Annotated in this window: 28 protein-coding genes; 20 read left to right on the top strand and 8 right to left on the bottom strand. The window is 66.4% G+C overall.

What is annotated here, in order from left to right; all coding sequences use genetic code 11:
* The first annotated feature begins 208 nt into the window (after positions 1-208).
* Positions 209-406: a DUF6289 family protein gene (locus tag QLQ15_RS06420; protein ID WP_283212003.1), complete on the top strand. Its 198-nt coding sequence runs from the start codon at positions 209-211 to the stop codon at positions 404-406.
* A 49-nt stretch (positions 407-455) separates the two neighbouring features.
* On the opposite strand, the gene QLQ15_RS06425 is transcribed toward QLQ15_RS06420, so the two are convergent.
* Genes QLQ15_RS06425 through QLQ15_RS06445 form a run of 5 tightly spaced genes read right to left on the bottom strand, consistent with a single transcriptional unit; the run spans position 456 to position 4,475 of the window.
* Complete coding sequence (locus QLQ15_RS06425; protein ID WP_283212004.1) at positions 456-1,574, bottom strand: AI-2E family transporter; 1,119 nt, start codon at positions 1,572-1,574, stop codon at positions 456-458.
* On the bottom strand, positions 1,571-2,038 hold the full coding sequence (locus QLQ15_RS06430) for a hypothetical protein (protein WP_283212005.1): 468 nt from the start codon (positions 2,036-2,038) through the stop codon (positions 1,571-1,573). Before QLQ15_RS06430 ends, QLQ15_RS06425 begins: the two co-directional genes overlap by 4 nt.
* Positions 2,039-2,043: 5 nt before the next feature.
* Positions 2,044-2,601, bottom strand: a complete 558-nt coding sequence (locus QLQ15_RS06435) for a phage holin family protein (RefSeq protein ID WP_283212006.1) — start codon at positions 2,599-2,601, stop codon at positions 2,044-2,046.
* A 10-nt stretch (positions 2,602-2,611) separates the two neighbouring features.
* Positions 2,612-2,998, bottom strand: coding sequence for a hypothetical protein (locus QLQ15_RS06440; RefSeq protein ID WP_283212007.1), 387 nt, complete (start codon positions 2,996-2,998; stop codon positions 2,612-2,614).
* Positions 2,999-3,041: 43 nt separating this feature from the next.
* On the bottom strand, positions 3,042-4,475 hold the full coding sequence (locus tag QLQ15_RS06445; protein WP_283212008.1) for a trypsin-like peptidase domain-containing protein: 1,434 nt from the start codon (positions 4,473-4,475) through the stop codon (positions 3,042-3,044).
* 158 nt (positions 4,476-4,633) lie between these two features.
* On the opposite strand from QLQ15_RS06445, the gene QLQ15_RS06450 reads away from it, so the two are divergent.
* From QLQ15_RS06450 to QLQ15_RS06525, 16 genes are all read left to right on the top strand, one after another.
* Positions 4,634-5,836, top strand: a complete 1,203-nt coding sequence (locus QLQ15_RS06450) for a hypothetical protein (RefSeq protein ID WP_283212009.1) — start codon at positions 4,634-4,636, stop codon at positions 5,834-5,836.
* A gap of 498 nt (positions 5,837-6,334) precedes the next feature.
* Positions 6,335-8,488 carry an adenosylcobalamin-dependent ribonucleoside-diphosphate reductase gene (locus QLQ15_RS06455; protein ID WP_283212010.1) on the top strand — a complete coding sequence of 718 codons (2,154 nt, stop codon included), beginning with the start codon at positions 6,335-6,337 and terminating at the stop codon, positions 8,486-8,488.
* Positions 8,489-8,684: 196 nt separating this feature from the next.
* Entirely contained in the window at positions 8,685-9,293 is a 609-nt protein-coding gene (locus tag QLQ15_RS06460) for a hypothetical protein (protein WP_283212011.1), read from the top strand.
* Between the two features lie 96 nt (positions 9,294-9,389).
* Entirely contained in the window at positions 9,390-10,175 is a 786-nt protein-coding gene (locus QLQ15_RS06465) for a TSCPD domain-containing protein (RefSeq protein ID WP_283212012.1), read from the top strand.
* A gap of 141 nt (positions 10,176-10,316) precedes the next feature.
* Entirely contained in the window at positions 10,317-10,670 is a 354-nt protein-coding gene (locus tag QLQ15_RS06470; RefSeq protein WP_283212013.1) for a hypothetical protein, read from the top strand.
* Between the two features lie 158 nt (positions 10,671-10,828).
* Positions 10,829-11,365 (top strand): hypothetical protein, encoded by a 537-nt coding sequence (locus tag QLQ15_RS06475; RefSeq protein ID WP_283212014.1) that lies wholly within the window; start codon positions 10,829-10,831, stop codon positions 11,363-11,365.
* A gap of 11 nt (positions 11,366-11,376) precedes the next feature.
* Positions 11,377-11,994, top strand: coding sequence for a hypothetical protein (locus tag QLQ15_RS06480; protein WP_283212015.1), 618 nt, complete (start codon positions 11,377-11,379; stop codon positions 11,992-11,994).
* A gap of 217 nt (positions 11,995-12,211) precedes the next feature.
* Positions 12,212-12,538, top strand: a complete 327-nt coding sequence (locus QLQ15_RS06485; RefSeq protein ID WP_283212016.1) for a hypothetical protein — start codon at positions 12,212-12,214, stop codon at positions 12,536-12,538.
* A gap of 420 nt (positions 12,539-12,958) precedes the next feature.
* A complete protein-coding gene (locus QLQ15_RS06490; protein ID WP_283212017.1) occupies positions 12,959-13,198 on the top strand; it encodes an XAC0095 family protein in 240 nt (79 codons plus the stop codon).
* Between the two features lie 110 nt (positions 13,199-13,308).
* Entirely contained in the window at positions 13,309-13,734 is a 426-nt protein-coding gene (locus tag QLQ15_RS06495) for a hypothetical protein (protein ID WP_283212018.1), read from the top strand.
* A gap of 225 nt (positions 13,735-13,959) precedes the next feature.
* The gene (locus QLQ15_RS06500) at positions 13,960-16,107 is read left to right on the top strand and encodes a TonB-dependent siderophore receptor (protein ID WP_283212019.1); all 2,148 of its coding nucleotides are present in this window, start codon (positions 13,960-13,962) and stop codon (positions 16,105-16,107) included.
* Positions 16,107-17,057, top strand: coding sequence for an alpha/beta hydrolase (locus QLQ15_RS06505; RefSeq protein WP_283213950.1), 951 nt, complete (start codon positions 16,107-16,109; stop codon positions 17,055-17,057). Before QLQ15_RS06500 ends, QLQ15_RS06505 begins: the two co-directional genes overlap by 1 nt.
* On the top strand, positions 17,054-17,224 hold the full coding sequence (locus QLQ15_RS06510; RefSeq protein ID WP_283212020.1) for a hypothetical protein: 171 nt from the start codon (positions 17,054-17,056) through the stop codon (positions 17,222-17,224). Before QLQ15_RS06505 ends, QLQ15_RS06510 begins: the two co-directional genes overlap by 4 nt.
* 408 nt (positions 17,225-17,632) lie before the next feature.
* The gene (locus QLQ15_RS06515) at positions 17,633-17,956 is read left to right on the top strand and encodes a YkgJ family cysteine cluster protein (RefSeq protein WP_283212021.1); all 324 of its coding nucleotides are present in this window, start codon (positions 17,633-17,635) and stop codon (positions 17,954-17,956) included.
* A 15-nt stretch (positions 17,957-17,971) separates the two neighbouring features.
* A complete protein-coding gene (locus tag QLQ15_RS06520; RefSeq protein ID WP_283212022.1) occupies positions 17,972-18,205 on the top strand; it encodes a hypothetical protein in 234 nt (77 codons plus the stop codon).
* Between the two features lie 306 nt (positions 18,206-18,511).
* The gene (locus QLQ15_RS06525; RefSeq protein ID WP_283214053.1) at positions 18,512-18,781 is read left to right on the top strand and encodes a hypothetical protein; all 270 of its coding nucleotides are present in this window, start codon (positions 18,512-18,514) and stop codon (positions 18,779-18,781) included.
* Positions 18,782-18,832: 51 nt separating this feature from the next.
* Here QLQ15_RS06525 and QLQ15_RS06530 read toward each other — a convergent pair whose 3' ends face one another.
* Positions 18,833-20,419 carry an FMN-binding glutamate synthase family protein gene (locus QLQ15_RS06530; RefSeq protein ID WP_283212023.1) on the bottom strand — a complete coding sequence of 529 codons (1,587 nt, stop codon included), beginning with the start codon at positions 20,417-20,419 and terminating at the stop codon, positions 18,833-18,835.
* Between the two features lie 136 nt (positions 20,420-20,555).
* Here QLQ15_RS06530 and QLQ15_RS06535 point away from each other — a divergent pair, with 136 nt between their 5' ends.
* Positions 20,556-21,605 (top strand): bifunctional nicotinamide-nucleotide adenylyltransferase/Nudix hydroxylase, encoded by a 1,050-nt coding sequence (locus QLQ15_RS06535; RefSeq protein WP_432277781.1) that lies wholly within the window; start codon positions 20,556-20,558, stop codon positions 21,603-21,605.
* A gap of 66 nt (positions 21,606-21,671) precedes the next feature.
* Positions 21,672-23,096 carry a nicotinate phosphoribosyltransferase gene (locus tag QLQ15_RS06540; RefSeq protein WP_283212024.1) on the top strand — a complete coding sequence of 475 codons (1,425 nt, stop codon included), beginning with the start codon at positions 21,672-21,674 and terminating at the stop codon, positions 23,094-23,096.
* A gap of 66 nt (positions 23,097-23,162) precedes the next feature.
* Here the strand turns inward: QLQ15_RS06540 and QLQ15_RS06545 are convergent, their stop codons facing one another.
* Positions 23,163-24,275 (bottom strand): S41 family peptidase, encoded by a 1,113-nt coding sequence (locus tag QLQ15_RS06545; protein ID WP_283212025.1) that lies wholly within the window; start codon positions 24,273-24,275, stop codon positions 23,163-23,165.
* Positions 24,276-24,779: 504 nt separating this feature from the next.
* On the opposite strand from QLQ15_RS06545, the gene QLQ15_RS06550 reads away from it, so the two are divergent.
* Entirely contained in the window at positions 24,780-25,952 is a 1,173-nt protein-coding gene (locus QLQ15_RS06550; protein ID WP_283212026.1) for an alpha/beta hydrolase family protein, read from the top strand.
* Positions 25,953-25,956: 4 nt separating this feature from the next.
* Here the strand turns inward: QLQ15_RS06550 and arr are convergent, their stop codons facing one another.
* Positions 25,957-26,373, bottom strand: coding sequence for an NAD(+)--rifampin ADP-ribosyltransferase (gene arr, locus QLQ15_RS06555; RefSeq protein ID WP_283212027.1), 417 nt, complete (start codon positions 26,371-26,373; stop codon positions 25,957-25,959).
* Positions 26,374-26,714 lie beyond the last annotated feature (341 nt).

Below are 26,714 nucleotides of genomic sequence, written 5' to 3' on the forward strand. Positions count from 1 at the left end.
AGCCTCTGTGGAGCGTGTCCCGGTTCGCCACCGTGCGCGGGTGTATGCAGGGACGGCACGCGCGGAGCCGACCGGCCTTGCCGCGCGCGTGCCACCGACCCGGTCGCCGGGCGCGCCCAGGACGGCTCGCGCCCCCGGTTCACGGCGGCCCAGCCGCCTCAAGGAGGATGTGATGCGCCAAGCAAGCAGAACAAGCCGAGTCAGAACCGTGATCGCCGCGGCCGCGTTGGCCCTGTTGATGGTCGGGGTCGCCTCGGCCGGTCGATGGCCCTACGTGATGACCTTCTATGACGAAGCCGGCAATGCGGTCGGCTGGCAGATCGGCCATTGCGACAACAGCTACAGCTTCCACGGCGTCCGCACGCCGGTGTACACGATCGAACAGTTGCAGTGCCCGGGCGATTGAATCGCCTGCACCGTTCCCTCTCCTGCGTGCAGGAGAGGGACGGTCAGCGTCATTCCAGCATCCGCGCCCAGCCGCCCATGCCCTCGATGCGCGCCAGCACCAGCTTGATGCACACCAGCAGCGGCACCGCGAGCAGCAGGCCGATGATGCCCCACAGCCAGCCGAAGAACATCAGCGCCAGGATCAGCACCAGCGGCGACAGACGCATGCTGCGACCCAGGATGATCGGCGTGATCAGCTGGCCTTCCAGCGTATGCAGGGCCAGGTACAGCGCGGCCGGCAACAGCGAGGGCAGCAGCTGGTCGAAGGCGACGAAGCCCATCAGCAGCATGATGAAGATGCCGATCAGCGGGCCCACGTACGGCGCGAAGTTGAGGATCGCGGCCATCGTGCCCCACAGCAGCGCTTCCTGCAGCGGCACGCCCAGCCAGTACAGCGAGCCGGCCAGCGCCAGTCCAAGGCCCACGTTGATCAGCGTGATGGTCAGCACGTAGCGCGAGATCGCGCGTTCGATGGACGTGAGGATGTCCACCGTCAGCTTCTTCTGCTGGCGCGTGGGCAAAAGCGCCAGCGCGTTGCGCTGCAACGACTGCCCGTAGACCATGAAGAAGAACGTCAGAAGGATCACCGCCAGCACCGAGGCCACGCGGCGCGGCGTGGCAGTGAGCGCCTTGTAGGGCTCGTTGAGTTCCGTGCGGATCACCTGCACCGGCTTGGCGCTTTCGCCGCCGGCGGCGCGCGCGATGTTCTGCGCTGCCTTGTTCGCATCAAGCATGGGCTTGGTCAGGTCGCGCAGCCTGGGCGTGATCTGCTTCAGCTCGTGCGGCACCTGGCGGACCCACTCGCCGGCCGGTTCGATCAGCTGGTTGCCCAGCGCGCCGGCGGCGGCCAGGCCGCCCAGCAGCACCAGCAGCGCGCCGAGGAAGCGCGGCACGTACAGTCGCTGCAGTCCGCGCAGGATGGGATTGCCGACCAGCGCGAAGAACGCCGCCAGCAGGATCGGCAGGATCAGCTCCTGCGCAGCCCACAAGGCGAAGAGCACGCCCAGCACGGCGATGACCACCACCGATGCCGGCGCACGCGGGCGCGGCGGTGACGGTCTCGCAGGAAGCTCGCCTGCCTCCTCCGCAGTGGATTCCGTGGACGGCGGTGACGGCTCGTTGCTCATGATTCGACCTGGTCGACGGTGGCGGTGCGCGCGGCGCGAAGGCGTGCTTCGGCCTGCGCGAGGAGAAGGGCTTCATCGTCGCCCGGTGTCGCCGGAGCGGTGGCGCCCGTCGCTTCGACCGCGGCCTCGGCCTGCACCTGCTCGTTGGCCTGGCTGGCTTCCTCGGCGGCGACGCTCGCGCGGCCGCCGGCCACCAGGCTGGAGACCATCGAGACCAGCTGCATCAGGCCGCCGCTCTTGCCCAGCGCGCGCATGGGGTCGGCGCGACCGACCACGAAGCCGGACGCCAGCCCCGCGATGACGATGCGCCACGGCGTCCACGCTTCGCGCCAGGAATGCTTGAGTTGCCCCACTTCGACCGCGACGTGACGCTCCTTCGCTTCCAGTGCGTCTTCGGCCTGCTGCACCTTGACGACCAGCTGTTCGAAGCTCAGGGATTTCGCCTTGGGCGGTTTCGTTGCCATGGCGGTCAGGGCGGAGTGATGTCGATGCCGTTGTTGGTGCCGCGCAGCTTATCCGCATCGTTGCGCAAGTCACGCGCGGCGTCGCGCGCGGAGCGGTCGTCGCCGGCGGTGGGCATGAGGTCGGCGAGCTCGCCGATGCCCAGACGCGCCAGCTGGCGGCGCGTGGCCTGCAGGCGGGTGTGTTCGAAGTAGTGCACGGCGCGGAAGCCGGCGTACACGGTCACCGCCAGGCTGAGGGCCGCGGCGATCAGCATTGCGCCCAGCCAGGACACGCCTAACTGCCGCAACAGCGTCACCAGCGTGGCCATCAGGAACAACCACGCCGATGCGCCGAACACCACCGCTACGCCGGCGAAGGTGAGCGCGCGCCCCATCGCGCTGCGTGCCAGCGAAAGATCCGCCGCCAGCAGCGCACGCAGTGCCTTGGCCGAATCGACCGTCGCGCCGAGACTGGCGCGCGCGTTGGCGCCGATCCCGCGCAGCGAATCGGCCAGGTCCGGCGCCTCGGCGGATGGACCGCGCGATTCGTCGCCGGACGTTCCGCGCTCGTCGGCTTCGCTCACGGGCAGCGGACTACTTGTCGCCGCTGCGCGCGAGCTTGGCGATGATCCAGCCCGCCGCGAAGGCGACGCCGAAAGACGCCAGCGGACGTTCTCGGATCAGTTCGGCGGCGCTGTCGATCAGGTCGCGGCCCTTGTCCATCAGCGCATCCATCTGCTCGCGCGCGGCGCCGCCGGCCTGTTCGGCCGCGGCGATGCCCGAGAGTGCGCCGTCGGCCAGATCGGCCTTGACGTTGGCCTTGCCCACGCGCAGTTCATCGCCCGCGGCGCTGGCCGCATCGCGCAGTGCGCTGCCGGCGTCGCTCGCGGCCTGGCGCAGGTGGCCGCCAGCGTCGCTCAGATTGGTGCGCACGCCTTCGCCGTAGCTGCCGGGGGTGCTGGGATCGGTGGGGCTGTTCATGCGGGAACTCCTGTGTCGTGAACGGGCGCGTCGACGGGTAGCGTCACTGCATCAGCAGATCAGCCGGACGATTGCCGCGGAGGATGCGCAGCACCAACTGTGCCGGAGCTTGCGTGAAGCTCGCGCGGAAACCCGGAAGATCCTCGAAGTTGCCGGCGTTGGACGCGATGATCACGTCGTCCTTGCGCAGTCGGTTCACCTCGGCGCGACTGCCGCGCGCGACCGATTCCACCATCACGCCCGACAGGCCTGCCTGACGCAGGCGTTCGGGCAGTTCGGCGAAGGTGGCGCCGGCCAGTCGCGGGTCCAGCTCCACACCGGCGAACGACTTGGGTTGTTCGCGCAGCGTGGCATTGAGCGTGAGCGGCTTGCCCTCGCGGCGCACGTCCAGTGCGATGCGCCCGCCCACCGGCTGCAGGCCTTCGAAATTGCGCAGCTCGTCGGGGCCGTCGATGCGCTGGCCGTTGGCGGCGAGGATCACGTCGCCCACCTTGACGCCCGCCGCGGCCGCCGCACTGCCGGAGAACACCTGCGTCACCACCGCGCCACGCGGTTCGTCCATGCCCAGCGCCTGCGCGAGGCGTGCGTCCACGTCCTGCGATTCCAATCCCAGCGTGCCGCGGATGACCACGCCGTTGTTGGCGATCAGCTGATCCATGATGCTGCGCGCCAGGCTGGTGGGAATCGCGAACCCCAGTCCGATGTTGCCGGCCATCGATCCACGCGGATTGAAGCTGGCGGTATTGATGCCGACCAGTTCGCCATTGAGGTTCACCAGCGCGCCGCCGGAGTTGCCCGGATTGATCGAGGCATCGGTCTGGATGAAGTTCTGGAAGCCCAGGCCACGCAGGCCGCTGCGGCCCACGGCCGACACGATGCCCGAGGTCACCGTCTGGCCGATGCCGAACGGATTGCCCACTGCCACCACGAAGTCGCCCACGCGCAGCGCGCTGGAGTCGGCCAGTGGCAATGCGGTCAGGTTCGGCGCGGTGATGCGCATCAACGCGACGTCGGTGTCGGGGTCGGAGCCGACGAAGTCGGCCTTCAGCGTGCGTCCGTCGGCCAGCGTCACCGCGACTTCGTCCGCGCCTTCGATCACGTGGTGGTTGGTGAGCACGTAACCGTGCTTGGCATCGACGATCACGCCCGAGCCCAGGGACTCGTTGATCCGCTCCTGGGTCAGCTCCGGAAACATGCGGCGGAACATCGGATCGTTCCCGAACGGACTGACGCTGACGCGCTGTTTGGTATGCACGCTGACCACCGCCGGCGTGACCTTCGCCAGCATCGGCGCCAGCGACGGCATCGGCTGTCCGCTCACGGCGCTGGGCAGCGCGGCGACCAGCGGCGGTACGACAGCGGCCGCGGGTGCCGCCTGCGCCGGAGGCTCCAGGCCGTCGCGGATCGCAGTGGCGGCGAAACCGCCGAACGCGGCGGCAGCGGTGAGGGCGAGCAGGGTCTTGGTCGAGTTCTTCATGGGATGCGGCGGGGTAGGGGATCGCGATCGCGCAGCGCGAATGTCGCGGGCTGCGGCCGGGGATTCAAGTGCGGGACGTTCCGGCGCCCAAGCCGTGCCGGACCGGCTGCCCTAGAATGCGCGCCACCCCAGAATTGGCAAGTCGGATGAGTGCAGACATGGAGTCGGTCGTAGTGGGTGTTCAGCCAGCCCAGGCACCCACCCGCGTGATGGCGGACGTGCGCGAGGCGATGCGCCGGGCGCTGGTGCCCTTCCTGGTATCGCGGCTGATCATCGTCGCCATCCTCGCCCTGGTCCCGGTGATCCTGGCGATCCCGGCCGAGGAATGGCGCACCAGCGACAGCATCTCCATCAAGCTCAACGGCAAGGCGATCGCCGAAGGCCTGCAGCGCCTGGCCCACGCCAACGATGCCGGCTGGTACACCGACATCGCCCGCAACGGCTACGAGCAGCGCCCCTTCGACACCACCAAGCAGGCGAACTGGGCCTTCTTCCCGTTGCACCCGTACCTGTGGCGGGGGGCGGCCGCGGTGACCGGCGAGTGGGTGTGGTCGGGCATCGTGCTGGCCAACGCGCTGTCCTTCCTCGGGTTGTCGCTGTTGTGGCTGCTGGTGCGGCGACTGACCGACTCGGGCGAACGCGCGGACGACGCGGTGCTGTTCGCGGCCTTCTGGCCGTCCGCCTATTTCATGGTGCTGCCGCATACCGAATCGCTGTTCTTCGCGGCGGTGACGCTGTCCTTCCTCGCGGCGAAGAGCCAGCGGTGGTGGCTGGCCGGGCTGGCCGGCATGTTCGCGGGTGCGACCCGCCTCAACGGCCTGTTCCTGATGCCGGCGCTGTTCGCGCGCTGGTGGCATTCGCCGCGCCGGGCGGCGGACCTGCTGATGCTGGCGCCGATCGGCTTCGGCCTGCTGGCCTTCAGCCTTTACCTGTGGGGCATCACCGGCAACGCGCTGGCCTTCAAGGACATCCAGGTCACCTGGGGGCGCGAGCTGACGATGCCCTGGGTCGCGTTGCTGGACTATCTCGACAAACCCCTGCGCGTCGCCTCGCCCTGGAACCCGAAGGTCGTGCATTTCGGCGCCACGGTCCTGGCCATCGCCAGCATCGTGACCTGCTGGCGGCGCGGCTGGCGCGGATTGGCCGTGTTCACCGCGCTGACCCTGATGGCACCCCTGCTGACCGGAACGCTCATGTCGATGACCCGCTACCTCGGCGTGGCGCCGGGCGTCTTCGTGGCGTTGTCGGTGTGGGCCGGCGAGAGCCGCCGCGTCGGCCAGCTCTGCCTGGTCGTGTCCGGCATCGCGCTGACGCTGTTGTGCACGGCGTTCGCGGCGGGCCTGAACCTGGGCGGCGCGTAGGCGCGCCAGATCCCGCCCGGCCCTTGCGTCGGGCCCCTCGCCGCGTCGGTCAAGCGGTCGATTGCACCGTTGTGATGAACGGTGCATGTCACTTTTGCGCAGCGTCGCGACTTGCCTCGACCATTCGCACGTGCAGCGCGTGCGGCCGTCACAATCGTGTGACTGCCATCAAAAAAGCGTTGACACATCCTGGAGCCGGGGGTAGCTTGAATCCTCGCCTCTGCCACTACATCTAGTGGTCATGTCGGCGACGGAAGCCCAAACTTGGGGTTTTCGCTGGATTTGCTGAGCTGTGAGCGCTTTCGGGGGAGGGCGCGGAGCGGAACAGGATGAGCGCAGATCAAATGACACAAACCGATGCCGTCGCGACCGCGCAGAACGCGGTCGCGGGCATAGCCGTCGGCGGGCCTTGAGCTCTCGCCAACGGGGCAGGACCCAACATAAGAATCCACCGGCCGCGGTCCCGATCCGTGGCCAGAAACAGGAGACAGGACAGGCATGAGCACAGTGCGTCTGGAGGCGGTCAAGACGGCCGAGGCGGAAAGGGAAATCCCGATGCAGCCCGCGTCCCAGGACATCTGGGACAAGAAGTACCGCCTGAAGACCAAGACCGGCCAGGCGGTGGACGCGAGCATCGATGCCACCTACCAGCGCGTGGCCAAGGCCCTGGCCGAGGCCGAGCCTTCGTCCGAGAAGCAGCAGTACTGGAACGAGCGCTTCGTCTGGGCGCTGCGCCGCGGGGCCATTCCCGCCGGCCGCATCACGTCCAACGCCGGCGCGCTGGAGCACAAGCCCGCCACGTCCACCATCAACTGCACCGTCTCGGGCACCATCGAAGACTCGATGGACGGCATCCTGGAGAAGGTCCACGAAGCCGGTCTCACGCTGAAGGCCGGTTGCGGCATCGGCTACGAGTTCTCGACGCTGCGTCCGCGCGGCGCGTTCGTCGCCGGTGCCGGCGCGTACACGTCGGGCCCGATGTCCTTCATGGATATCTACGACAAGATGTGCTTCACCGTGTCCTCCGCCGGCGGCCGCCGCGGCGCGCAGATGGGCACGTTCGACGTCTCCCATCCGGACGTGAAGGACTTCATCCGCGCCAAGCGCGAGGACGGCCGCCTGCGCCAGTTCAACCTGTCGCTGCTGATCACCGACGGCTTCATGCAGGCCGTGGAGAACGACGCCGACTGGCCGCTGGTGTTCCCGGTGAACATCAAGGAGAAGGGCGACCTCGACCTCGAGGACGCCGCCCAGGTCGTCTGGCGCGACTGGCCCACGCACCGAAACTACATCGTGCGCGACGACGGCCTGGTGGCCTGCAAGATCTACGGCCACATCCGTGCCCGCCACCTGTGGGACATGATCATGGTCTCGACGTACGACTACGCCGAGCCGGGCTTCATCCTCATCGACCGCGTCAACGAGATGAACAACAACTGGTGGTGCGAGAACATCCGCGCCACCAACCCGTGCGGCGAGCAGCCGCTGCCGGCGTACGGCGCCTGCCTGCTGGGCTCGGTCAACCTGACCAAGTTCGTGCGCGACGCGTTCACCGACAAGGCCTCCTTCGACTGGGAGGAATACAAGGAAGTCGTGCGCGTGTTCACGCGCATGCTGGACAACGTGGTCGAGGTGAACGGCCTGCCGCTGGAACAGCAGCGCAACGAGATCATGCGCAAGCGCCGCCACGGCATGGGCTTCCTCGGCCTGGGCAGCACCGTGACCATGCTGCGCATGAAGTACGGCAGCAAGGAATCGTGCGAGTTCACCGAGCGCATCGCCCAGGAAATGGCCGTGGCCGGCTGGGAAATGGGCCTGGCGCTGGCGAAGGAAAAGGGCGCCGCGCCGATCATGGACGAGCTGTTCCCCGTCACCGCCGAGATGCTGCGCAAGCGTCCGGAGATGAAGAAGGACGGCTGGAAGGTCGGCCAGGACATCCCGGGCCGCGTGCTGCACGCCAAGTACAGCCGCTACATGCAGCGCATCGCCTCGGTCGCGCCGCAGCTGGTGGACGAGCTGGCCGAAACCGGCGCGCGCTTCACGCACCACAGCTCCATCGCGCCCACCGGCACCATCTCGCTGTCGCTGGCCAACAATGCCTCCAACGGCATCGAGCCTTCGTTCGCGCATCACTACAGCCGCAACGTGATCCGCGAGGGCAAGAAGTCGAAGGAAAAGGTCGACGTCTACTCGTACGAACTGCTCGCCTACCGCGAGCTGGTCAACGCCAAGGCGATGCCGTTCTCCGAAGAAGCCGAAGCGCGCCTGCCCGACTACTTCATCGCCGCCGACGACATCACGCCGAAGGAACACGTCGACGTGCAGGCCGCCGCGCAGAAGTGGGTGGACAGCTCCATCTCCAAGACCGCGAACGTGCCCACGGACTACCCGTACGAGCAGTTCAAGGACATCTACCGCTACGCGCACCAGCAGGGCCTGAAGGGCTGCACCACCTTCCGTTTCAACCCGGCCGCCTTCCAGGGCGTGCTGGTGAAGGAGGCCGACCTTGAGAACACCACCTACCGCTTCGAACTCGAAGATGGCAGCGTGCTGGAAGTGAAGGGCAACGAGCAGATCGAATACGACGGCGAGATGCACACCGCCGCCAACCTGTTCGACGCCCTGAAGGAAGGGTATTACGGCAAGTTCTGATGTCCCTCGTTCCCGCGTGGCGGGAACCATGGACGCTGGAGCTTTCGCAACAAGCCGGAGGCGGCACACCGCCTCCATGTGGAATCCGGGCCGGTTCCGCATTCATCTCCAGGCCCTTGGCGGGTATAGCATCGCTTGCGTAACACCCCGATTACCGAATCGCCTTACGAATGAGACGCCCGTCAGGAGGGCACACATGAGCAATGGCAACGGAGTGACGGCGACCTTGTCGCAGGCCGCCGACAACGTGAAAGAGACGGTGACCAGCTTCAGCACCTCGGTGATGCAGCGCGCCGACGAAGCGGTGGAAGTGGCGCGCAAGAACGTCGACAAGGCGCGCAAGGCTGCCAAGAAGGCCGTGGGCAAGGCGAAGAAGAAGCTGGCCAAGGCGTCGTCCGCCGCCAAGAAGGAAGCCACCAAGCTGCGCCGCGAAGCGACCACCGCGCGCAAGAAGGCCGCCAAGAAGGTGAAAGCCGCACGCAAGGCCGGCAAGACCGCCATCGCCAAGGCCAAGGGCACCGTGAAGCGCGACGTCACCGCCGCCAAGCGCAAGGTCGCCAAGAAGACGACCAAGGCCAAGAAGGCCGCGGCCGCCACGCGCGGCAAGACCGCCGCCAAGAAGACGGCGAAGAAGGCCGCCAAGAAGACAGCGACCAAGCGCGCCACCACCCGCAAGGCGGCCGTGCGCAAGGCCGTGAAGAAATCCGCCGCGAAGACGGCGAAGAAAGCGCCGGCCCGCAAGGCCGTCGCGAAGAAGGCAGCCAAGCGACCCGCCAAGAAGGTCGCGAAGAAAGCTGCCAGGTAAGTCAGCAAGCCCCGATTGGTGGCCGCGCCCACGCGGCGCGGCCACCGCATTAACACCCATAACTAGATCAGCAACACCGCACCAGGAGCGGGTTACATGGCCGTCAAGATCGACAAGAAAATCAAGGGCTACGCCGTCGTCACGCCGGAAGACAAGGCATCGGCCAAGTCCGTCGCGCCCGTGTCCACCGTCGCCGAGCTGCCCACGGCCGACGTCATCCAGATGCACGAGCGCATCGAGCGCCCGGAAATCCTGGTCGGCAGCACCTACAAGATCAAGTCGCCGCTGTTCGAGCACGCGCTGTACGTCACCATCAACGACATCGTGCTCAACGCCGGCACCGAACACGAGCTGCGCCGCCCCTTCGAGATCTTCATCAACTCGAAGAACATGGACCACTTCCAGTGGATCGTCGCGCTCACCCGCATCATGTCGGCCGTGTTCCGCAAGGGCGGCGACGTCACCTTCCTGGTCGACGAGATGAAGGCCGTGTTCGACCCGCGCGGCGGCTACTGGAAGCCGGGCGGCGTGTACATGCCGTCGCTGGTCGCCGAACTGGGCGCCATCGTCGAGGACCACCTCAAGTCCATCGGCCTCATCCACGATCCCGAGATGAGCGACGCCCAGCGCGCGCTGATCGCCGAGAAGCGCGCGGCCTACGCGCAGCTCTCAAAAAAAAACTCTGATGTAAGCGAGAACGGCGACCTGTTCCCCGAACCGCGCACCAAGGACACCCCGCGCAGCGAAGACGTCGAAGTCACCGGCGAAGGCGCCGCCTTCCCGCCCAGCGCCACCATGTGCCACAAGTGCAGCACCAAGGCGGTGGTGATCATGGATGGGTGTGCGACTTGCTTGAATTGTGGGTATAGCAAGTGCGGGTGAGCACGAAGAGATGAGCGAGGAGGCCGGGCTGAATGTCCGGCCTTCTCCTTTTAGGGGATGCGAAAGAGGCCTTGTTGAGGTGTCGAGGCACCCAATCGATCAGCAATGGAAACGTCAGATGCCTACTCCGTGCTTGTCAAAATGATCAAGAACCTCGCACTTCTGGCAATTCTTCTGATTTCACTCGCGGGCTGCAGGCTTGGCTCGCGCGCCGAGGAGTTGGCCGCATTGCTGAGAATCGCTCCGGTGTTGCTTCAGGCGGCACCTCCTTCTGGCCCCCTGCCACCCGAGCAGTGGCCGCCTGCGCTCAAATCTCTTAATCCCAAGTCGGTCTATTCCCGGCCTGAAGGCATCTACATCGTCACCTTCTCTTTCTTCGTCGAAGAGGAGGGATTGTTCTTGCCTCGGTCACCGGCATTCGCTCCCGTGCCGGGCGGTGATCCTGAATACACGCGTATCGTTCAAGGCCTCTACTCGTACCGCCTGCAGGGCTAGCCAACCAGCGTAGCCCGGACAATGGAAGCGCATCCGGGTTGTCGAGTCGTTTCCATGATGGGCCGCGGATCTCCACTTTATCCGGGCTCCCGAAGCCACCTTGAAGCCCCAGCCCACCACCCGGTAGTGTGTCCGGACAGTCCTGGGGAGGGATTCCGATGCATCAGGCCGGTCAGAAGTCGACCTTCGTAAGCGTGGTGGCGTGGATCTTCATCGTGCTTTCCGGCTTCGGCACGCTCATCGGCATCCTGCAGAGCGTCATGGTGCTGACCGTGTTCAACACGCCGGAAGTCGCGCAGGCGATGCAGGCTCCGCCGCCGCCGGGGGCGCCGGCGTTCGCGACCTTCATGATGAAGTACATGGTCGCGTTCTTCGTGTGCATGCTGGCGTTGAATGCGGTGACGCTGGTTTCGTCGATCGGGCTGCTGCTGCGCCACAATTGGGCACGTCTTGTCTTCGTCGGGCTGATGATCTTTGGTGTCGTCTGGAACCTCGCCGGGCTGGTGCTGCAGTTCTTCATGTTCTCGTCCATGCGCGAGCAGTTCGCCGCCGTACCGGACGCGCCCGACATGGGCGCGTTCTTCGTCGGCGTCGCGGTGGTTTCCACTGTCCTTACGCTGGCCTTCAGCGTGCTGTTCGGCTGGATTGCCAAGCGGTTGATGTCGCCGCCGCTGGTGGCTGAGTTCGTGCGCTGACCGAGCGGAAGATGCCAACAATCCGCGTCAACCTAAACGAGCGATGCATCGCTGAAGTCGATGTGGATGGCCTCGATGTCCTGTCCGTTCACATCGGTGGCGCACGGGTCGATGAAGGGTTTGCTGACCTGCAGATGCACGGTGGGGCCTATCCGTCCGGCGCCGAGTCGACCTTCCTTATCTGGATCAATTCGGTAGAACTGCGAGATTCAGATCGTGTGGAAGTGATCTTCAATAGATCAGGGCGTACCTCGCACGCCGGGAAGACCGTTGCAGAACTCTTTCCGGATGAACCCGATGAGCCGGACGTGTTGAAATCGGTGCCGCAACTATTCGCACAAGTGCGCGCCAAGCCTTACGTTCGTGAGGGATATCGGTTTGGGCTGGAGTTGCCAGGGACCGAACCCTATGAGGGTGCGACCGCGGATGTCGACCACGGTTTCGGCTTCTCTGTGACCTGGGACTCGCACAAGCCCGAGAGGGCGACCGTTTCGCTGTACACATATACCCTGGATGACCTGGAACGGCAGGGCCCCACCCGTAATCACGTTCGCGCCTGCCTTTCGCCAGGGGATGTCGCCACGCTGCAGGTGTCAGCCCTTCAAGCCCAGCCGGGTAAACCAGCGTAGCCCGGGCACTCATCTTTCCTAACCCTTGAACGTCGCATCACCGCGTGCGGGCTGGTGCCCTTCCAGCCTGCGTTTGGCGAGTCAGAGCAGGAGAAGCTCAGTGCAAAGAAGTCGTGACGCCGCCGTCGCCGTGTGCCTACTCCTTTGCGGCTGTGCATCCAGCCCGGTTGCCGAACCAACCAGCCCGTTTGTGGCGGGCGCCCCCTCGCTTTGCCAGGTGATGCAGGACACCCCGCTGGGCGAAGGCAGCGTTGCACGGGTTTCGGCGACCTATCAAACCGACAAGTCCCACTACTCGCATCTGATCGACATGGGCTGCCATAAGGGCTTCGATGTCGAGAACAGGGAGCCGCTCACGGAACCCTCGGTCAAGGAGTTCTTCGACACGGGCGACCGCATCTGTGCCGATGCCGGCGCGTTTTACGTGTGCCCCATATCGGCAGCCATCGATGCGGACATCCGGGTCGTCCGCAGCAGCGACGGACTCCTGGGAGCGGAACTGCTGAAGGTCCACGGCTTCCAGTACGAGCCGCGCAAGAGGTAGCCAGCGTAGCTCGGGTAAGCGGAGCGGGGGGCAGCCTCCCAACGTAGCCCGGGTAAGCGAAGCGCACCCGGGGCCTTCGCGCATTCCTGACGAATTTCCTGTGGCACTCCCCGGGTGCGGCCTTTGGCCTTACCCGGGCTACAGACTTCTTCGCGTTGACCCTTTCGATGTGTCGAAAGGAGACTCGCTCCCGGAGTGTAAGAACTCCTCGTGAAGCGGCGCCCACCTCCGTCAAGCCGGTGGGTTTTTTGTGTCCGACCACTCCGGGCGCAACCTCGATGCAGTCGTTCGCGTCGGGAGGGGGCAGCGATACAACACCCGCAAGGGGAAAACTGTCCGGCCGTTCTTTGCGCGGTTTCTTACCCTCCCGACACCCATCCGGCCTCCGCCGCACGGGCACCGCAGTCAAAGGAGCGACTCATGAGCAGGCAGCGCAGTTCCGCGTCATCCTCTTCGTACTACCAGATGAGCGCCGCCGCGCACGCATCGCTCATACGCACGCGCGATCACCTGCGCCTGCTGGCGCGCCTGTCCGCCGCGCGCATCGTCTACGACGCCGAGGAACTGCAGCTCACGCCCGACGCGCTGGCCGCCAGCTTTCACCGACTCGCCGATGACCTCGACGGCATCCTCGGCGAAACGAGGTGCTCGCTCCGTTGAGGTCGGCAGCCCTATGATGCCTTCGGGGTTCCTGGGGGATGTCACATGGCGGCATCGTATCCGCGTCCGCGCGCATCGCGAAGGCATTCGCAATCGATGGAAGGTGACGCATGATCGATCCGGTGTCGGGCGTCGTGGTTGTATTGGTGATCGCCCTGGCCATTGCCCAGGTGCGTCTGGGAGGCGAAAAGATCGAAAGCCGCTTGCAGGCGAGCTTCGCCCAGCGCGTGTTCGACACGCCGATCGGTCGTGTCAGCGGTGCACAGCTGCGTGTGGTGAAGATCAGCAAGCAGTCCGTGCGGTTCGCCGGCGATGACGTTCATGGACTCGGCAACGCGCCCACCGCGGACGCGTTCTGGTACTGCGTCGGGCCCGGGCCGTCGTACTTCCTCGCCATAGCACTGGTAAACGTGGGGTTCGGCAAGGTGTCGGTGGAGTGGGTGGTCCGGCCACTCACCGAAGACCGCATGCGCGGTGCGCTGACGGGTGACGACAAGGCCATGGCGCTGGCGTTCGACCGTGCGGTCGAAGGCTGACGCACACGCTTCGGGTGGATGGCGTCCGGCGTCCGGCTGGTCCGGTGCGAGAGCCAGTTTTTGATCCAAGTCAATTGAGAATCATTCGCAATACGTTAAAGTAGCCCTGTCAGCCGCTGCCGTCAGGCAGTCAGCCAGATCCCGTATCAGGGCTTTCCCGTGACTTCATCCTTCCCCCGCGCTCATGCGCGCTCTTTGCTGTGCCTGTCTCTCGCCGCGGCCTTGATGTCGCCTGCATCGGTCTCCGCGCAGAATGCGGCCGACGGTGCCGATTCGGCCACCACGCTTGACACGGTGCGGGTCAACGCCTACCGCACGACCACGCACACGCAGGGCGCGACCAAGACCGACACCCCGATCGCCGAGACGCCGCAGTCGGTGTCGGTCATCGCACGCGAAGAGCTGGACGCGCGCGGCGTGCAGAACCTCAATGAGGCCATGCGCTATGTCGCGGGCGTTTCGCTGGAAAGCACCGGCATCGACAACCGCGTCGACGACTTCCGCATCCGCGGCTACGACGCCGGCAGCTGGAGCAACAACGTCACGCTGGATGGCATGCGCGCACCGCAGGGCGGCCAGTGGAACCGGACGATGTTCGACAGCTGGAACCTGGAACGCGTCGAGGTGCTGAAGGGCCCGTCCGCGGTGATGTACGGCCAGGTCGCACCGGGCGGCATGGTCAACCAGGTCAGCAAGACGCCCACGCCGGGGCAGGAGCAGATCGTCCGCCTGGGCCTGGATGCGAACGGCCAGTACAGCGCGGCGTTCGACGTGGGCGGCGGCACCGAGGACGATGCGCACCTTCTGCGCCTGGTCGGTCTGTACCGCGACGGCGACACGCAGATCGATCAGACCGAACAGCAACACTGGTTCCTCGCGCCCAGCTACACCTGGCAGATCGCCGAGCGCACGCGCCTGACCCTGCTGGGTCTGTACCAGCGCGATGACGGCGGTTCCACCTATCAGTTCCTGCCGATGGACGGCACGCTGCGGCCCACCCAGTACGGCCGCATGAAGAACTCCACCTTCATCGGTGAGCCCACCTGGAACACCTTCGACCGCAACGTCTGGACGGCGGGCTGGTTGTTCGAACACGGCTTCAACGAAGACTGGACGCTGAGCCAGAGCGCACGCCGCACCCATGTCGATTCACTGTTCCGTACGGTGGTGACCAACGGCGCCCTCAACCCGGACGGCCGCACGCAGCAGCGCCGTGCCACCTGGGGCGAAGGCGATTCGGATGGCGACACGCTCGACACGCGCATCCAGGGCCACTTCGAAACCGGAGCGCTGGCGCACACCGTGCTGCTGGGCGTGGACTGGCAGAAGGCCGATTGGGATGCCGGGCGCGGCGCGATGACCAACCCCGCGCCGATCGACATCTTCAATCCGGTCTATACCGGCTACGTGCCCGTTACCCGCACGATCGCGCTGTCGCGTGGCATCAACGAGCAGACCGGCGCCTATCTGCAGGACCAGATGGCGTGGGGTGGATGGCGCTTCCTGCTCGGCGGCCGTTACGACTGGGCCGACGACGACACCGCGACCGCGACCCATACCGTTGCGACCGGAGTGACGACGCCGTGGGTGCGCACCCATCTGAAGAGCGAGGCCTTCACCGGTCGGGCCGGTGTGCTCTACACCGCGGGTGGCTGGTCGCCGTACGTCAGCTATGCCGAGTCGTTCCAGCCCTCCACCACCGACGTCAACCAGAGTTTCACGCGTACGCCGTTCGATCCGATCACCGGCAAGCAATGGGAAACCGGTGTGAAGTATGAGCCGCAGGCAGTCGACGGCCTGGTCACGTTGGCCGCCTACGATCTGCGCCAGCAGAACATCCTCACCGACGATCAGGATCCGACCCACGTCACGTGCGGCGCCACGGGCGCCGCACGCTGCCAGGTGCAGAGCGGCGAAGGTCGCGTGCGCGGCATCGAGATCGAAGGGCGCATCACGCCGCTGAGCGGCTTCAGCATCATCGGTGCGGCCACGCGGATGGACTCGGAAGTAACCCGCGGCGCAGCGGCGGTGCAGGGCAAGCAACTGGCGATGGTGCCGGACTACACCGCCTCGCTGTGGGCCGACTACACCATCCAGCACGGCGCGCTGATGGGACTGGGTCTCGCCGCGGGCGTTCGTTACAACGGCGAAAGCTATGGCGACAGCGCCAACGCGTTCCTGATTCCGTCCTACACGCTGTTCGATGCCGCGCTGCGTTACGACCTCGGGACCGTGGGCCCCGGCGCCGCGCAGCTGGCGCTCAACGTCAGCAACCTGACGGACAAGACGTTCGTGTCCACCTGCAGTGGTGTCTCGTCGTGCTTCTACGGCACGGGCCGCACCATCACGGCCACGCTCCGGTTCGGCTGGTGATGCGTCGCATCCTGCTCGCTATCGTGCTGTTGGGCGCCGCCGTGCTGGCGCCCGCATCGGCGCAGCCGGCGCTGTCGCGCCGTGTCGGCACCACCGTGGCCGACACGGGGGCGCCGGGCTACCGGTTCGAACAGTTCCGCGTCGATTCCGCCGACGGTCAGCGCCACTACCGGGTGCGCGTGGCCGTGCCGACGCGCAGCGCGCCGCCGCAGGGATTTCCGGTGGCGTACCTGCTGGACGGCAACGCGGCGCTGATGGAGGTGGATGCGGCACTGCTCGCGCGTCTGGCCGATGCGTCGCGTCCACCGGTGATTGCCTTCATCGCCTACGACAGCGACCTGCGCATCGAGGCCGACAGCCGCGCGTTCGACTACACCCCGCGTCGTCCTGGCGGTGACGATGCGCAACGCGATGCGATTGGAGGTCGTAGTAACGGCGGCGCCGATGCCTTCCTCGCGCTGATCGAAACGTCCATCGCGCCGCGCGTGCAAGCGCTTGCGGCGTTGGACGGAACGCGCCGCGCCCTGTGGGGGCACTCGTACGGCGGCGTATTCGTACTGCACACGTTGTTCACGCATCCGCGGGCGTTCGACCTCTATGCCGCGGCGGATCCGTCGCTGTGGTGGGGCGGCGGCCATCTGCTCAAGGAAGAATCCACGAGGCCGACGGCAACCGATACGCGCGTGTTGCTCTGGGTGGGAGACGCCGAGTCATCGAGCGAAGCGCGCCAGCCGCCGCCCGGACGCGACCCGAAGGCGGTGCAGGCGATGCGCCAGGCGCGTCGGAGCGTGCCCCCGGATGCGACTGCGCAGATGGCCGCACGCCTTCGCCAGAGCGGCATGCCGGTCACTTTCACCACGCTGCCGGGGCTGTCGCATGGGCAGACGTTGGGCGCGAGCTTGCCGCTGCTGTTGGATGAACTGTCAGGCGATCCGGAGAAGGGCCGATGACGCCGCTGGCGATCGTGGCTTCGGCCATGCTCTGCCTCCTCGGGGCGCTGCTGATGTATCTGGTGTCGCCGCAGCAGCAGTGGCGCGCACACGGTCCGTGGTCGGAACGCATCCATTCAACAAACGCGATGCAAGCGCGACACGATGAGTTCGGTGCCAGGGATTGAGTGCGCGCTCGCGTTGTTTCCACGCCCGTGTCCGCCGTTCTTCACCACAGCGCGACCGTAGGGCTGGCGCAGCGGCCCGGCCCATCGCGGCCCAGACGGGCCGCCCGCACCGGCCAGAAGCCCGCTGGGCAGGGTTGCGCGCCGCAGTCACGATCGGCGGATGAAAGTGCGGTAGGCTAGTAGCACGGCACCTGCAGATCTGCACCTGCCCATTCGCGTTCCGCCCGGTCGTCCGCGCCCGCTCGCATCGCTTCCTTTCACGCGTCACCCTCCCCGCTTGCGGAGAGGTGCACCAGGGAACGGCGATGCCACTCGATTCCACTCCCATGATCCGTCCGTGCCCGCTGGGCATGCGCCTCGTTGTCGCGCCCTGAACGCCACGCAGCGCGCCGCACCGAATGTGTCGGCATGAAATCCAGCACGCATTCCTCCTCCAGCGCAGCCCATTGCTCGCAATGCGATGCCGTGTGCTGTCGCCTTACCGTGGTACTGCAGCCCGAGGACGACGTCCCCGCGCACCTGACCACGCGCACGGCGGCGCAGTTGCTCGTCATGGCACACGACGAGGATGGTTGGTGCGTGGCGCTGGATGGCGCACGCATGAACTGCAGCATCTATGAAACCCGTCCAGCCGTCTGTCGGCGATTCGTCATGGACGGGCCCTACTGCCGTGCCGTACGCAGCGAATACGCGGAAGAGCGTCTGCATGCCATCGAACTACATCTGATATGACGAAGGAGTCGCTGCATGTCCACCCTGCGCCAGCGCGGATACGGTCCGTTGTACACCTCGGGCTTCCAGCCCGCGCACGATAAGGGAAGCTCCCGGGATCGTCTGGCCGCGGACCTGGAGGCCTTCGACAAGGCGGGCGGGCAGATCGAGGTGCTGGGTACGACGCCATTGCGGCGTAAACCGGCCAAGCCCGACCAGTCGACCAAGGAACCTGCGGCAGCTTCCGGCACGGCCGTGAAGCGCGGTTGAGTCCTTCATACGGGTCGCAAGGTTCCCCGCACCCATCATCGTTCACTCCACTGAGGTAGCGCATTGGCAAAGCCCAACTACGCATTCGAAAAGCGTCAACGCGAGATCGCGAAGAAAAAAGAGAAGGACGCGAAGCAGTCCAAGAAGCGGTCCACACGCGAAGAATCCCCGCCGCCGGCGCCTGCCGTCTCGAGTGGATTCCGTGACGCACCACCGCCGAAAGCGTCTCCGGCCTGGCCGGAGCACAGCGCGGCTGCGGACGAATCAACCCCCGATCACGATGCCACTGCACGCCCAGGAACGCCGATGAAGCCCATGATCACCATCTTCAAGTTCACCATCAGCAACCGGCAGAGCATCGGACCGGAAAGCCTGCAGAAGGTCTGGGAGAAGGCGTGCCGCACCACGGATGTCAGCGTGGGACGCAGCCCCGGTCTGCGCAGCGACGACAAGCCGACCTACACGCTTTACGGGCGCCAGAACCTGGGCAACCTGGCGGAGATCGAGAAGCGTCTTCGCACGCTGCTGGACGAGATGCACATCGCGGTGTCGCTGATCAGCGTGGATCGCGTCTGACCTGCAGCAGAGCCCGGGTAAGCGAAACGCACCCGGGGCTACCGGCTTGATTCACTTCATTGCGAAGGAATCACTTCGTGAGCGGTCCCAGAAACTCTTGAAGACCGCGTGCTCGGGGATCCCGGCGACCAGTTCGCCCGGTTGCAGGAACCGGTAGAGCGCGCCCAGCGACCGGACTTCCACCTGCGACACGCGACGCAGTACGTGTTCGGGCCCGATCTGCTCGGGATGTTCCAGGCCCGCCGCGCACAGCAGGTCGCGCAGGCCGCGCAGCGTGTTCTGGTGGAACTGGAACACGCGCGTGGCCTTGTCCGGAATGTCGAGCGAGCGCCACCGCTTCGGGTCCTGCGTGGCGATGCCGGTGGGGCAGCGGTCGGTGTGGCAACTCTGCGACTGGATGCATCCCAGCGCGAACATGAAGCCGCGCGCGGCATTGCACCAGTCCGCGCCCATCGCCATCGTGCGTGCGATGTCGAACGCGCTGACGATCTTGCCGGCCGCGCCGACACGGATGCTGCCGCGCAGGTCCAGCCCGACCAGCGTGTTGTGCACCAACATGAGCGATTCGTGCATCGGCACGCCCACGTGGTCGATGAACTCCGCCGGTGCCGCGCCGGTGCCACCCTCGGCACCATCGACGACGATGAAGTCCGGCAGCATCCCGGTCTGGCGCATCGCCTTGGCGATACCGAACCATTCCCACGGATGGCCGATGGCCAGCTTGAACCCCACCGGCTTTCCGCCGGACAGCGACCGCAGGCGCTCGACGAACTCGAGCAGTTCGATCGGCGTTGAGAACTCCGAGTGCCGCGACGGCGACACGCAGTCCACGCCTTCCGGAACACCGCGCGTGGCCGCGATCTCCGCACTGACCTTCGCGCCCGGCAGCACGCCACCGTGCCCCGGCTTCGCACCCTGCGACAGCTTGATCTCGATCATCCGCACCTGTGGCAGCAGCGCGTTGTCGGTGAAGCGCGACGGGTCGAAGCGGCCCTGCGCGTCACGGCAACCGAAGTAGCCCGAACCGATCTCCCACACCAGGTCGCCGCCCGGGCCACGGTGGTAGGGCGATATCGAACCTTCGCCGGTGTCGTGATAGAAGTTGCCGCGCTTCGCGCCCTCGTTGAGCGCGTGGATCGCGCTGGCCGAAAGCGCGCCGAAGCTCATCGCGGAAATGTTGAACACGCTTGCCGAGTAAGGCTGCTGCGACAGGTCGCCGATGATCAGCCGGAAATCGTGCGAGGCGATCTCGGTCGGCACCAGCGAATGGTTGATCCATTCGTAATCGACGCCGTACACGTCCTGCTGCGTGCCGAAGGGGCGGGTGTCGTTGACCGCCTTGGAACGCTGGTACACCAGCGCGCGCTGCTGCCGCGAGAACGGCACTTCCGCAGTGTCCGACTCGATGAAGTACTGCCGCATCTCGGGCCCGATCGATTCCAGGCCGTAGCGGAAGTAGGCCAGGATCGGGTAATTGCGCCGCAACGTGCTCTTGTGTTGCAGCACGTCCCAGGTGCCCAGCAGCGCCAGCACGGCGAACACGACCGCCAGCCAGGTCCAGTCCGGATCGACGAAGGCGATGAAGGCGAACAACACCGTCAGCACGATGCTCGCGATGTAGGCGGCGTACCGGGACATCCGTCTCTCCTGAAACCACGGGCGACCAGCGGCGGCTCCGCACGTCGGGATCCACTTGACCGGCATTGTCGCAAGAGTAGAGTGATGACACGGCTCGCGGATAGACCGCCTGCCCACTACACCGTGAGGGATTCTCATGGAATTCGATTACCTGGTTTTCATCGGGCGCTTCGAGCCCTTTCACAACGGCCACGCCGCCGTTGCCCGCCATGCACTGGCCCGGGCGAAGAAACTCATCTTCCTGATCGGCTCGGCCGATACCCCCCGTTCCATCCGCAACCCCTGGACCGTCGCCGAGCGCGCCGTGATGATCCAGACGGCGTTGGACGGCCTCGACGATCGCGTGATCCTGCGGCCCCTGCGCGACCATCTCTACAACGAGAGCCTGTGGATCGCCGGCGTGCAGCGCACCGTGGCGGAAGCCATCGCCGCAGACGGCGGTGGGGAAGGGGCGAAGGTCGGCCTGGTCGGCATGGACAAGGACGCCTCCAGCTATTACCTGCGCGAGTTCCCGCAGTGGGCGCTGGTGGATGTGCAGCAGACACAGATGCTGTCGGCGACGGAACTGCGCCGCTACCTGTTCGCGGCCGGCGATATCGATTTCCACGGCGCCCTGCTGATGCTGCGCGGCAACGTGCCGGCGCCGGTGTACGCGATGCTGGAAGCGTTCCGGAAGAACTCGCCCGCGTACCCGCAACTGGTCGCCGAGTACGAGTTCATCGAGAACTACCGCGCCGCGTGGAAGGACGCACCGTATCCGCCTACGTTCGTCACCACCGATGCGGTCGTGGTCCATTCCGGCCACGTGCTGCTGGTCCGTCGCCGCGCCGAGCCCGGCAAGGGGTTGTGGGCGCTGCCGGGCGGCTTCATCGGCCAGCACGAGCCGATCCTCGACGCCTGCCTGCGCGAGCTGCGCGAAGAGACGCGCCTGAAGATTCCGGTGCCCGTGCTGAAGGGCTCCATCAAGGGCCAGCACGTGTTCGATCACCCCGAACGCAGCCAGCGTGGGCGCACGATCACGCACGCCTTCCACTTCGACTTCCCCGCCGGCGAACTGCCCGACGTGCGCGGTACCGACGATGCCGACAAGGCGCGCTGGGTGCCGGTAAGCGAAGCCCTGGAGATGGGCCCGAAACTGTTCGAAGACCACCTGCACATCCTGGAGTTCTTCCTGGGACGCGGCTGATGCCGCGGCCCGAACCCGTCGGCGGATAGACCGCCGGCCTCACCCGACGCGAAGGAGCTTCCCGTCATGCGTTGCCTCGACAACCTGCTGCTCAACACCGACAGCTACAAGGCCAGCCACTGGTTGCAGTACCCGCCCGGCACCGACGCCACGTTCTTCTACGTGGAATCGCGCGGCGGCACGTACGACCGCACGCTGTTCTTCGGCCTCCAGGCGATCCTCAAGGAAACCCTGGCCAAGCCCATCACCCACGCCGACGTCGACGAAGCGCGCGACCTGTTCGCCGCGCACGGCGAGCCGTTCAACGAGGCCGGCTGGCGCTACATCGTCGACCACCACGGCGGCCTGCTTCCGATCCGCATCCGCGCGGTGCCGGAAGGCACCGTGGTGCCGACGCACAACGCCCTGATGACCATCGAGTCCACCGACCCGATGGCGTACTGGGTGCCGTCCTACCTGGAGACGATGCTGCTGCGCATCTGGTACCCGGTGACGGTGGCGACCATCAGCTGGCATGCCAAGCAGACCATCCGCCAGTTCCTGGAACGCACCAGCGACGATCCGGAAGGGCAACTGCCGTTCAAGCTGCACGACTTCGGCGCGCGTGGCGTGTCCAGCGTCGAGTCGGCCGCGATTGGCGGCGCCGCGCATCTGGTCAACTTCATGGGCACCGACACCGTGTCCGGCCTGTGCCTGGCGCGCGCGCATTATCACGAGCCGATGGCCGGCTTCTCGATCCCGGCGGCGGAGCACAGCACGATCACCAGCTGGGGCCGCGAGAACGAAGTCGAGGCCTACCGCAACATGCTGCGGCAATTCGCCAGGCCCGGTTCGATCGTCGCGGTGGTGTCGGACAGCTACGACATCTATCACGCCATCCGCGAGCACTGGGGCAAGGCCCTCAAGGATGAGGTGATCCGTTCCGGCGCGACGGTGGTCATCCGGCCCGACTCGGGCGATCCGGTCGCGGTGGTGCACCAGTGCCTGGAGCTGTTGGACGAAGCGTTCGGCCACACCGTCAATGGCAAGGGCTTCAAGGTCCTCAACCACGTCCGCGTGATCCAGGGCGACGGCATCAACCCGACCAGCATCCGCGCGATCCTCGAACGCGTGACCAGTGCCGGCTACGCCACCGACAACGTTGCATTCGGTATGGGTGGTGCGCTGCTGCAGCAGCTCAATCGCGACACGCAGAAGTTCGCGCTCAAGTGCTCCGCGGCGCGCGTCAACGGTGAGTGGATCGACGTCTACAAGGACCCGATCACCGACAAGGGCAAGCAGAGCAAGCGCGGCCGGATGACGCTGCTGCAGCATCGCGAGTACGGCCAGTTCCGCACCGAGCCGGTACCCGCCGAAGCCGCATCGCTGGCCGACGTGCACAAGCCGATGGGCTTCGACGATGCGATGGTGACGATCTGGGAGGACGGAAAGCTCGTCAATGACTGGACGTTCGCGCAGATCCGTACGCGCGCCAACGCTGCCCGCCTCTGAGTCGCAGCCCCTGATCGCCTCGACCCGGCATCGCCGGGTCGAGCGCCACGTTCGCGCTGTGTGTCGTCACTGCTTCGCCAATGCCAGCGCCTTGTCCAGCGCCTGGTCCGCCGGTACTTCGATGTCGGGCGTGATGCCGGCGCCTTCCCAGTCCTTGCCCGTATCCGGGTCGTACGTGCGGCCCACCGGGATGAATGCCACCAGCCCGGCGCCGATGGGCTCGATGCCGCCGAAGTGATTGGCACCCGCGGTGCGTTCTCCGATCAACGTGCCGCGGTGCGTGCGCTGCAGCGCCAGCGCGAAGTGCTCGCCGGCCGAGCGCGTGCGGTTGGACGTCAGATAGAACACCTTGGCCTTCGCCAGGCGGTGTTCGCCCGCGGGAACGGCGACGTGCTGTACCACGCTCATATTCGCTGGGCCCGCGACTTCGCGCAGCGTATTGGCACCGGCCGTGGGGCCGCCGCGCGGGCCGTCCTTCGCGACGGCCATTTCCACCAGCACCGTTTCGCGGTCGAACAGATACGGGAACAGCGCGTCCATCTCGGCCAGTCCACCGCCGCGTGCGAGCGTGCGGGTGTCGATGATGACGGCGTCGGCGTTCGCATAGTCACGGACGAAGGCCTGGATGGCCGCGACGGAGGCCGGCTCGCCGGCGAACTGGTTGAAGCGCAGGTAGGCGACGCCATCGGCGATCCATTTCGTTTCCGCCACGCTGGGGAGGTCGAGCGGTGCGAGCGACGGACCGGGTGCAGACCCGCGACGTACCGCTCCGCCCGGTGCGGTCTCACCCGGCGAAAGCACCACGCGACGCGGCCCGCGTGGAGCCGGCCCCTGCACGGGCACGCCCTCGGGCGCCACGTCCACGCGCAGGTGGCCGTCGGGCGCCACGGCCTGCAGGTCCTGTGTGAGTGTTTGCGCGACCGCCCTGGCGTCGCCGATGCCGTCGTACTTCCCCGCGGCCGCGTTCGTGCGCAGCATGTCCGCATAGCGCCGGCCGGTAGCGGGATCGACGAAGCGCGTTGCCAGCTGGTCGGCCAACGTGTCGATCGCCTGCGCGTAAGGTCCGCCCGCTTCCGCGCCGAATGCCGGTGCCGTGATCGCGAAGGTTGCGGCCAGGCCGACCATCGCCGTCCATCGGCGCAGGGTGGAGGCAGTACCGGACACAGGGGACTCTTGCATGACGGATCCTCGCGCAGACATTCGGGTTTCCATCAGGATGCCGATTGCGCGCGAACCGTCGCAGCGGTGGCATGCAGAGATGGTCTCGTCCCTGGCCTGCAGGTCCGCGAAATGACGGTGGCTCGGAAATCACCCGGGTACAGGCTTGATCAAGGCACCCGGGTGAACGTGTTGATCTTCAGGATCGGCGTGCCATCTGCGGTCACGCCGCCGTGATCGGCACACTGTGCGCAGTGACCGTGGCGCCATGACTAATGGCCTTCGATGCGCGTACCGCGATCCTGAATCATCGAGTGCGTGCGAAGTGGATCGAAGGCGGCGGCACTCCGCCCGCTCGATGCACCGGCGCGTCCCCCACCAGCGTGAGCGAACTCCATGATCGATCTCTCCCCGCGGACCCTCTGCAGTGCCGTCCTGTTCGTTGGCGCATCATGGGCGTCGAGCGCGCTCGCGGCCACGTGTCCGGTGGGCGCGTATGGGCCCGGCGATGGCGATTTCGTAATCGTGACGTCGCCCGCGAGCTTGCCGCCACCCGCGCAGCGCTATCTGTTCCGCGACGGTCGTCGCGGCAGCACGACGGACGCCAATGCACAGGCCCGTTGCGAGAACGGCGCCGTGGTGGTCCGCGGCAAGGACGGGAGTGCGACGCCGTGGCCGCAGTTGCCGATGAAGGAAACCGATACGACCTTCGTCAGCCACACCACGCAGCTGCAGGGCCGCCTGATCGAGCCGGTCTCCGCGAATGCGAAGGCGCCACTGGTGGTGATGGTGCACGGCTCCGAGCGCACGCCGTCCACGCGTTCGCAGTACGCCTATGCGCTGGCCGCGCAGGGCCTGCGCGTGTTCGCGTACGACAAGCGCGGCACCGGCGAATCCGAAGGCGAATACACGCAGAACTTCGAACTGCTGGCGGACGATGCGGCAGCAGCGCTTGAACACGCGCGCACGCTGGCGGCCGGTCGCTTCGGGCGGGCCGGCTATTACGGCGGAAGCCAGGGCGGGTGGGTCGCGCCGCTGGCGGCGACGCGTTCGAAGGCGGATTTCGTTGCCGTTGGCTTCGGCCTGGTGGTGTCGCCCATTGACGAAGACCGCGAACAGATGCTCAGCGAAGCACGCGCGGCAGGCCTGTCCGCCGACGCCGTCGCCGACATCAAGCGCCTGTCGCGTGCGACCGCGACGCTGGTGTCGTCGCACTTCAGCGAAGGCTTCGACGCGCTGGATGCGTTGCGGGGCGAGCTGAAGGACAAGCCCTGGGCGAAGACCCTCCAGGGCGAGTACAGCGGCGACATGCTGCGTACCAGCGACGCCGACCTTCGGCGCGTCGGTCGCGCGCGCTTCGACAACGTCGAGCTGATCTGGGATTACGACGCGCCCGCGGTGCTGAAGCGCCTGCAGGTGCCGCTGTTGTGGGTGCTGGCTGGCGAGGACCGCGAAGCGCCCATCGACACTTCGCAGCGCGCGCTGTCCACGCTGGTGAAGGCGGGGCGCCCCATCGACGTGTACCTGTTCCCCGATACCGACCACGGCATGGTCGAGTTCACCGTCCAGCCCGACGGAAGCCGCAAGTACACACGCATCACGGACGGTTACCTGACGCTGCTCGGCGACTGGATGAAGGGTGACGTGCACGGCACCTACGGGCGGGGAACGCGATTGGGCGCACCGGCGGCGAAGTAGGCGTTCAATCTTCGATCGCCTCGATGCCCAGGCTTTTCAGGCGATCGAGGTGTGCCTTCATCGCACTCAGCGCTTCGGGCGAGTGGCCCTGCCAGTCGAGGATCTCACCGGTCACGCGCAGTGCATCGCGCGAGCGGTACGACTGCGTCGGATTCCCCGGGAATTTCCGGTCGGTGAGATTGGGGTCGTCCGCGATGGGTCCGGTGGGTTCCACCACGTAGATCCTGCCGCGTGCTTCGCCCGTGGCCAGCTCCGCGCCCCACGTCGCGGCCTCCAGGGTGCCGGTGAGATACACGTACGCCGCGGCCTTGCGGCTTCCATAGTTGGAGGGATAGCCGGGCAGGATCAGATCGCCCGGTTTCAGGTCCGCACGCGTACCGTGATAGAACCGCTGCGGAAACAGGCGGGCGCCATCGCTCATCGCGGCGCCTCCTGAAGATCGATGCGATCGTGTTGCTCGCGTGCGGCGACGAACGCGGTGTGCCTTGGTGGCGAGGTATGCATGAACGCTCTCCCAGTCGTCGATTCCGATGAATCGCGGCGATTGGGCACCATGGCCAGGGGCTTGCTGCAAGCCCCCGGGCTGATAGGATATTGAAACGGGAGGCGCCAGGCGGCGACTCCCCTTTTTATTGGGCGCCTTCGGCAGCCCATGCGCTCACGTGGTGCGTCGGGTGGTTGGCGTGCTTCGCGTAGCCCTTCAGCAGCTCGATCACGGCCGGCAATCGGCGTTGGATTCCAGCGCTTGTTGGCGTCCGGCCC

Source organism: Lysobacter stagni (genome assembly GCF_030053425.1).
GTDB classification, from domain to species: Bacteria; Pseudomonadota; Gammaproteobacteria; order Xanthomonadales; family Xanthomonadaceae; genus Lysobacter_J; species Lysobacter_J stagni.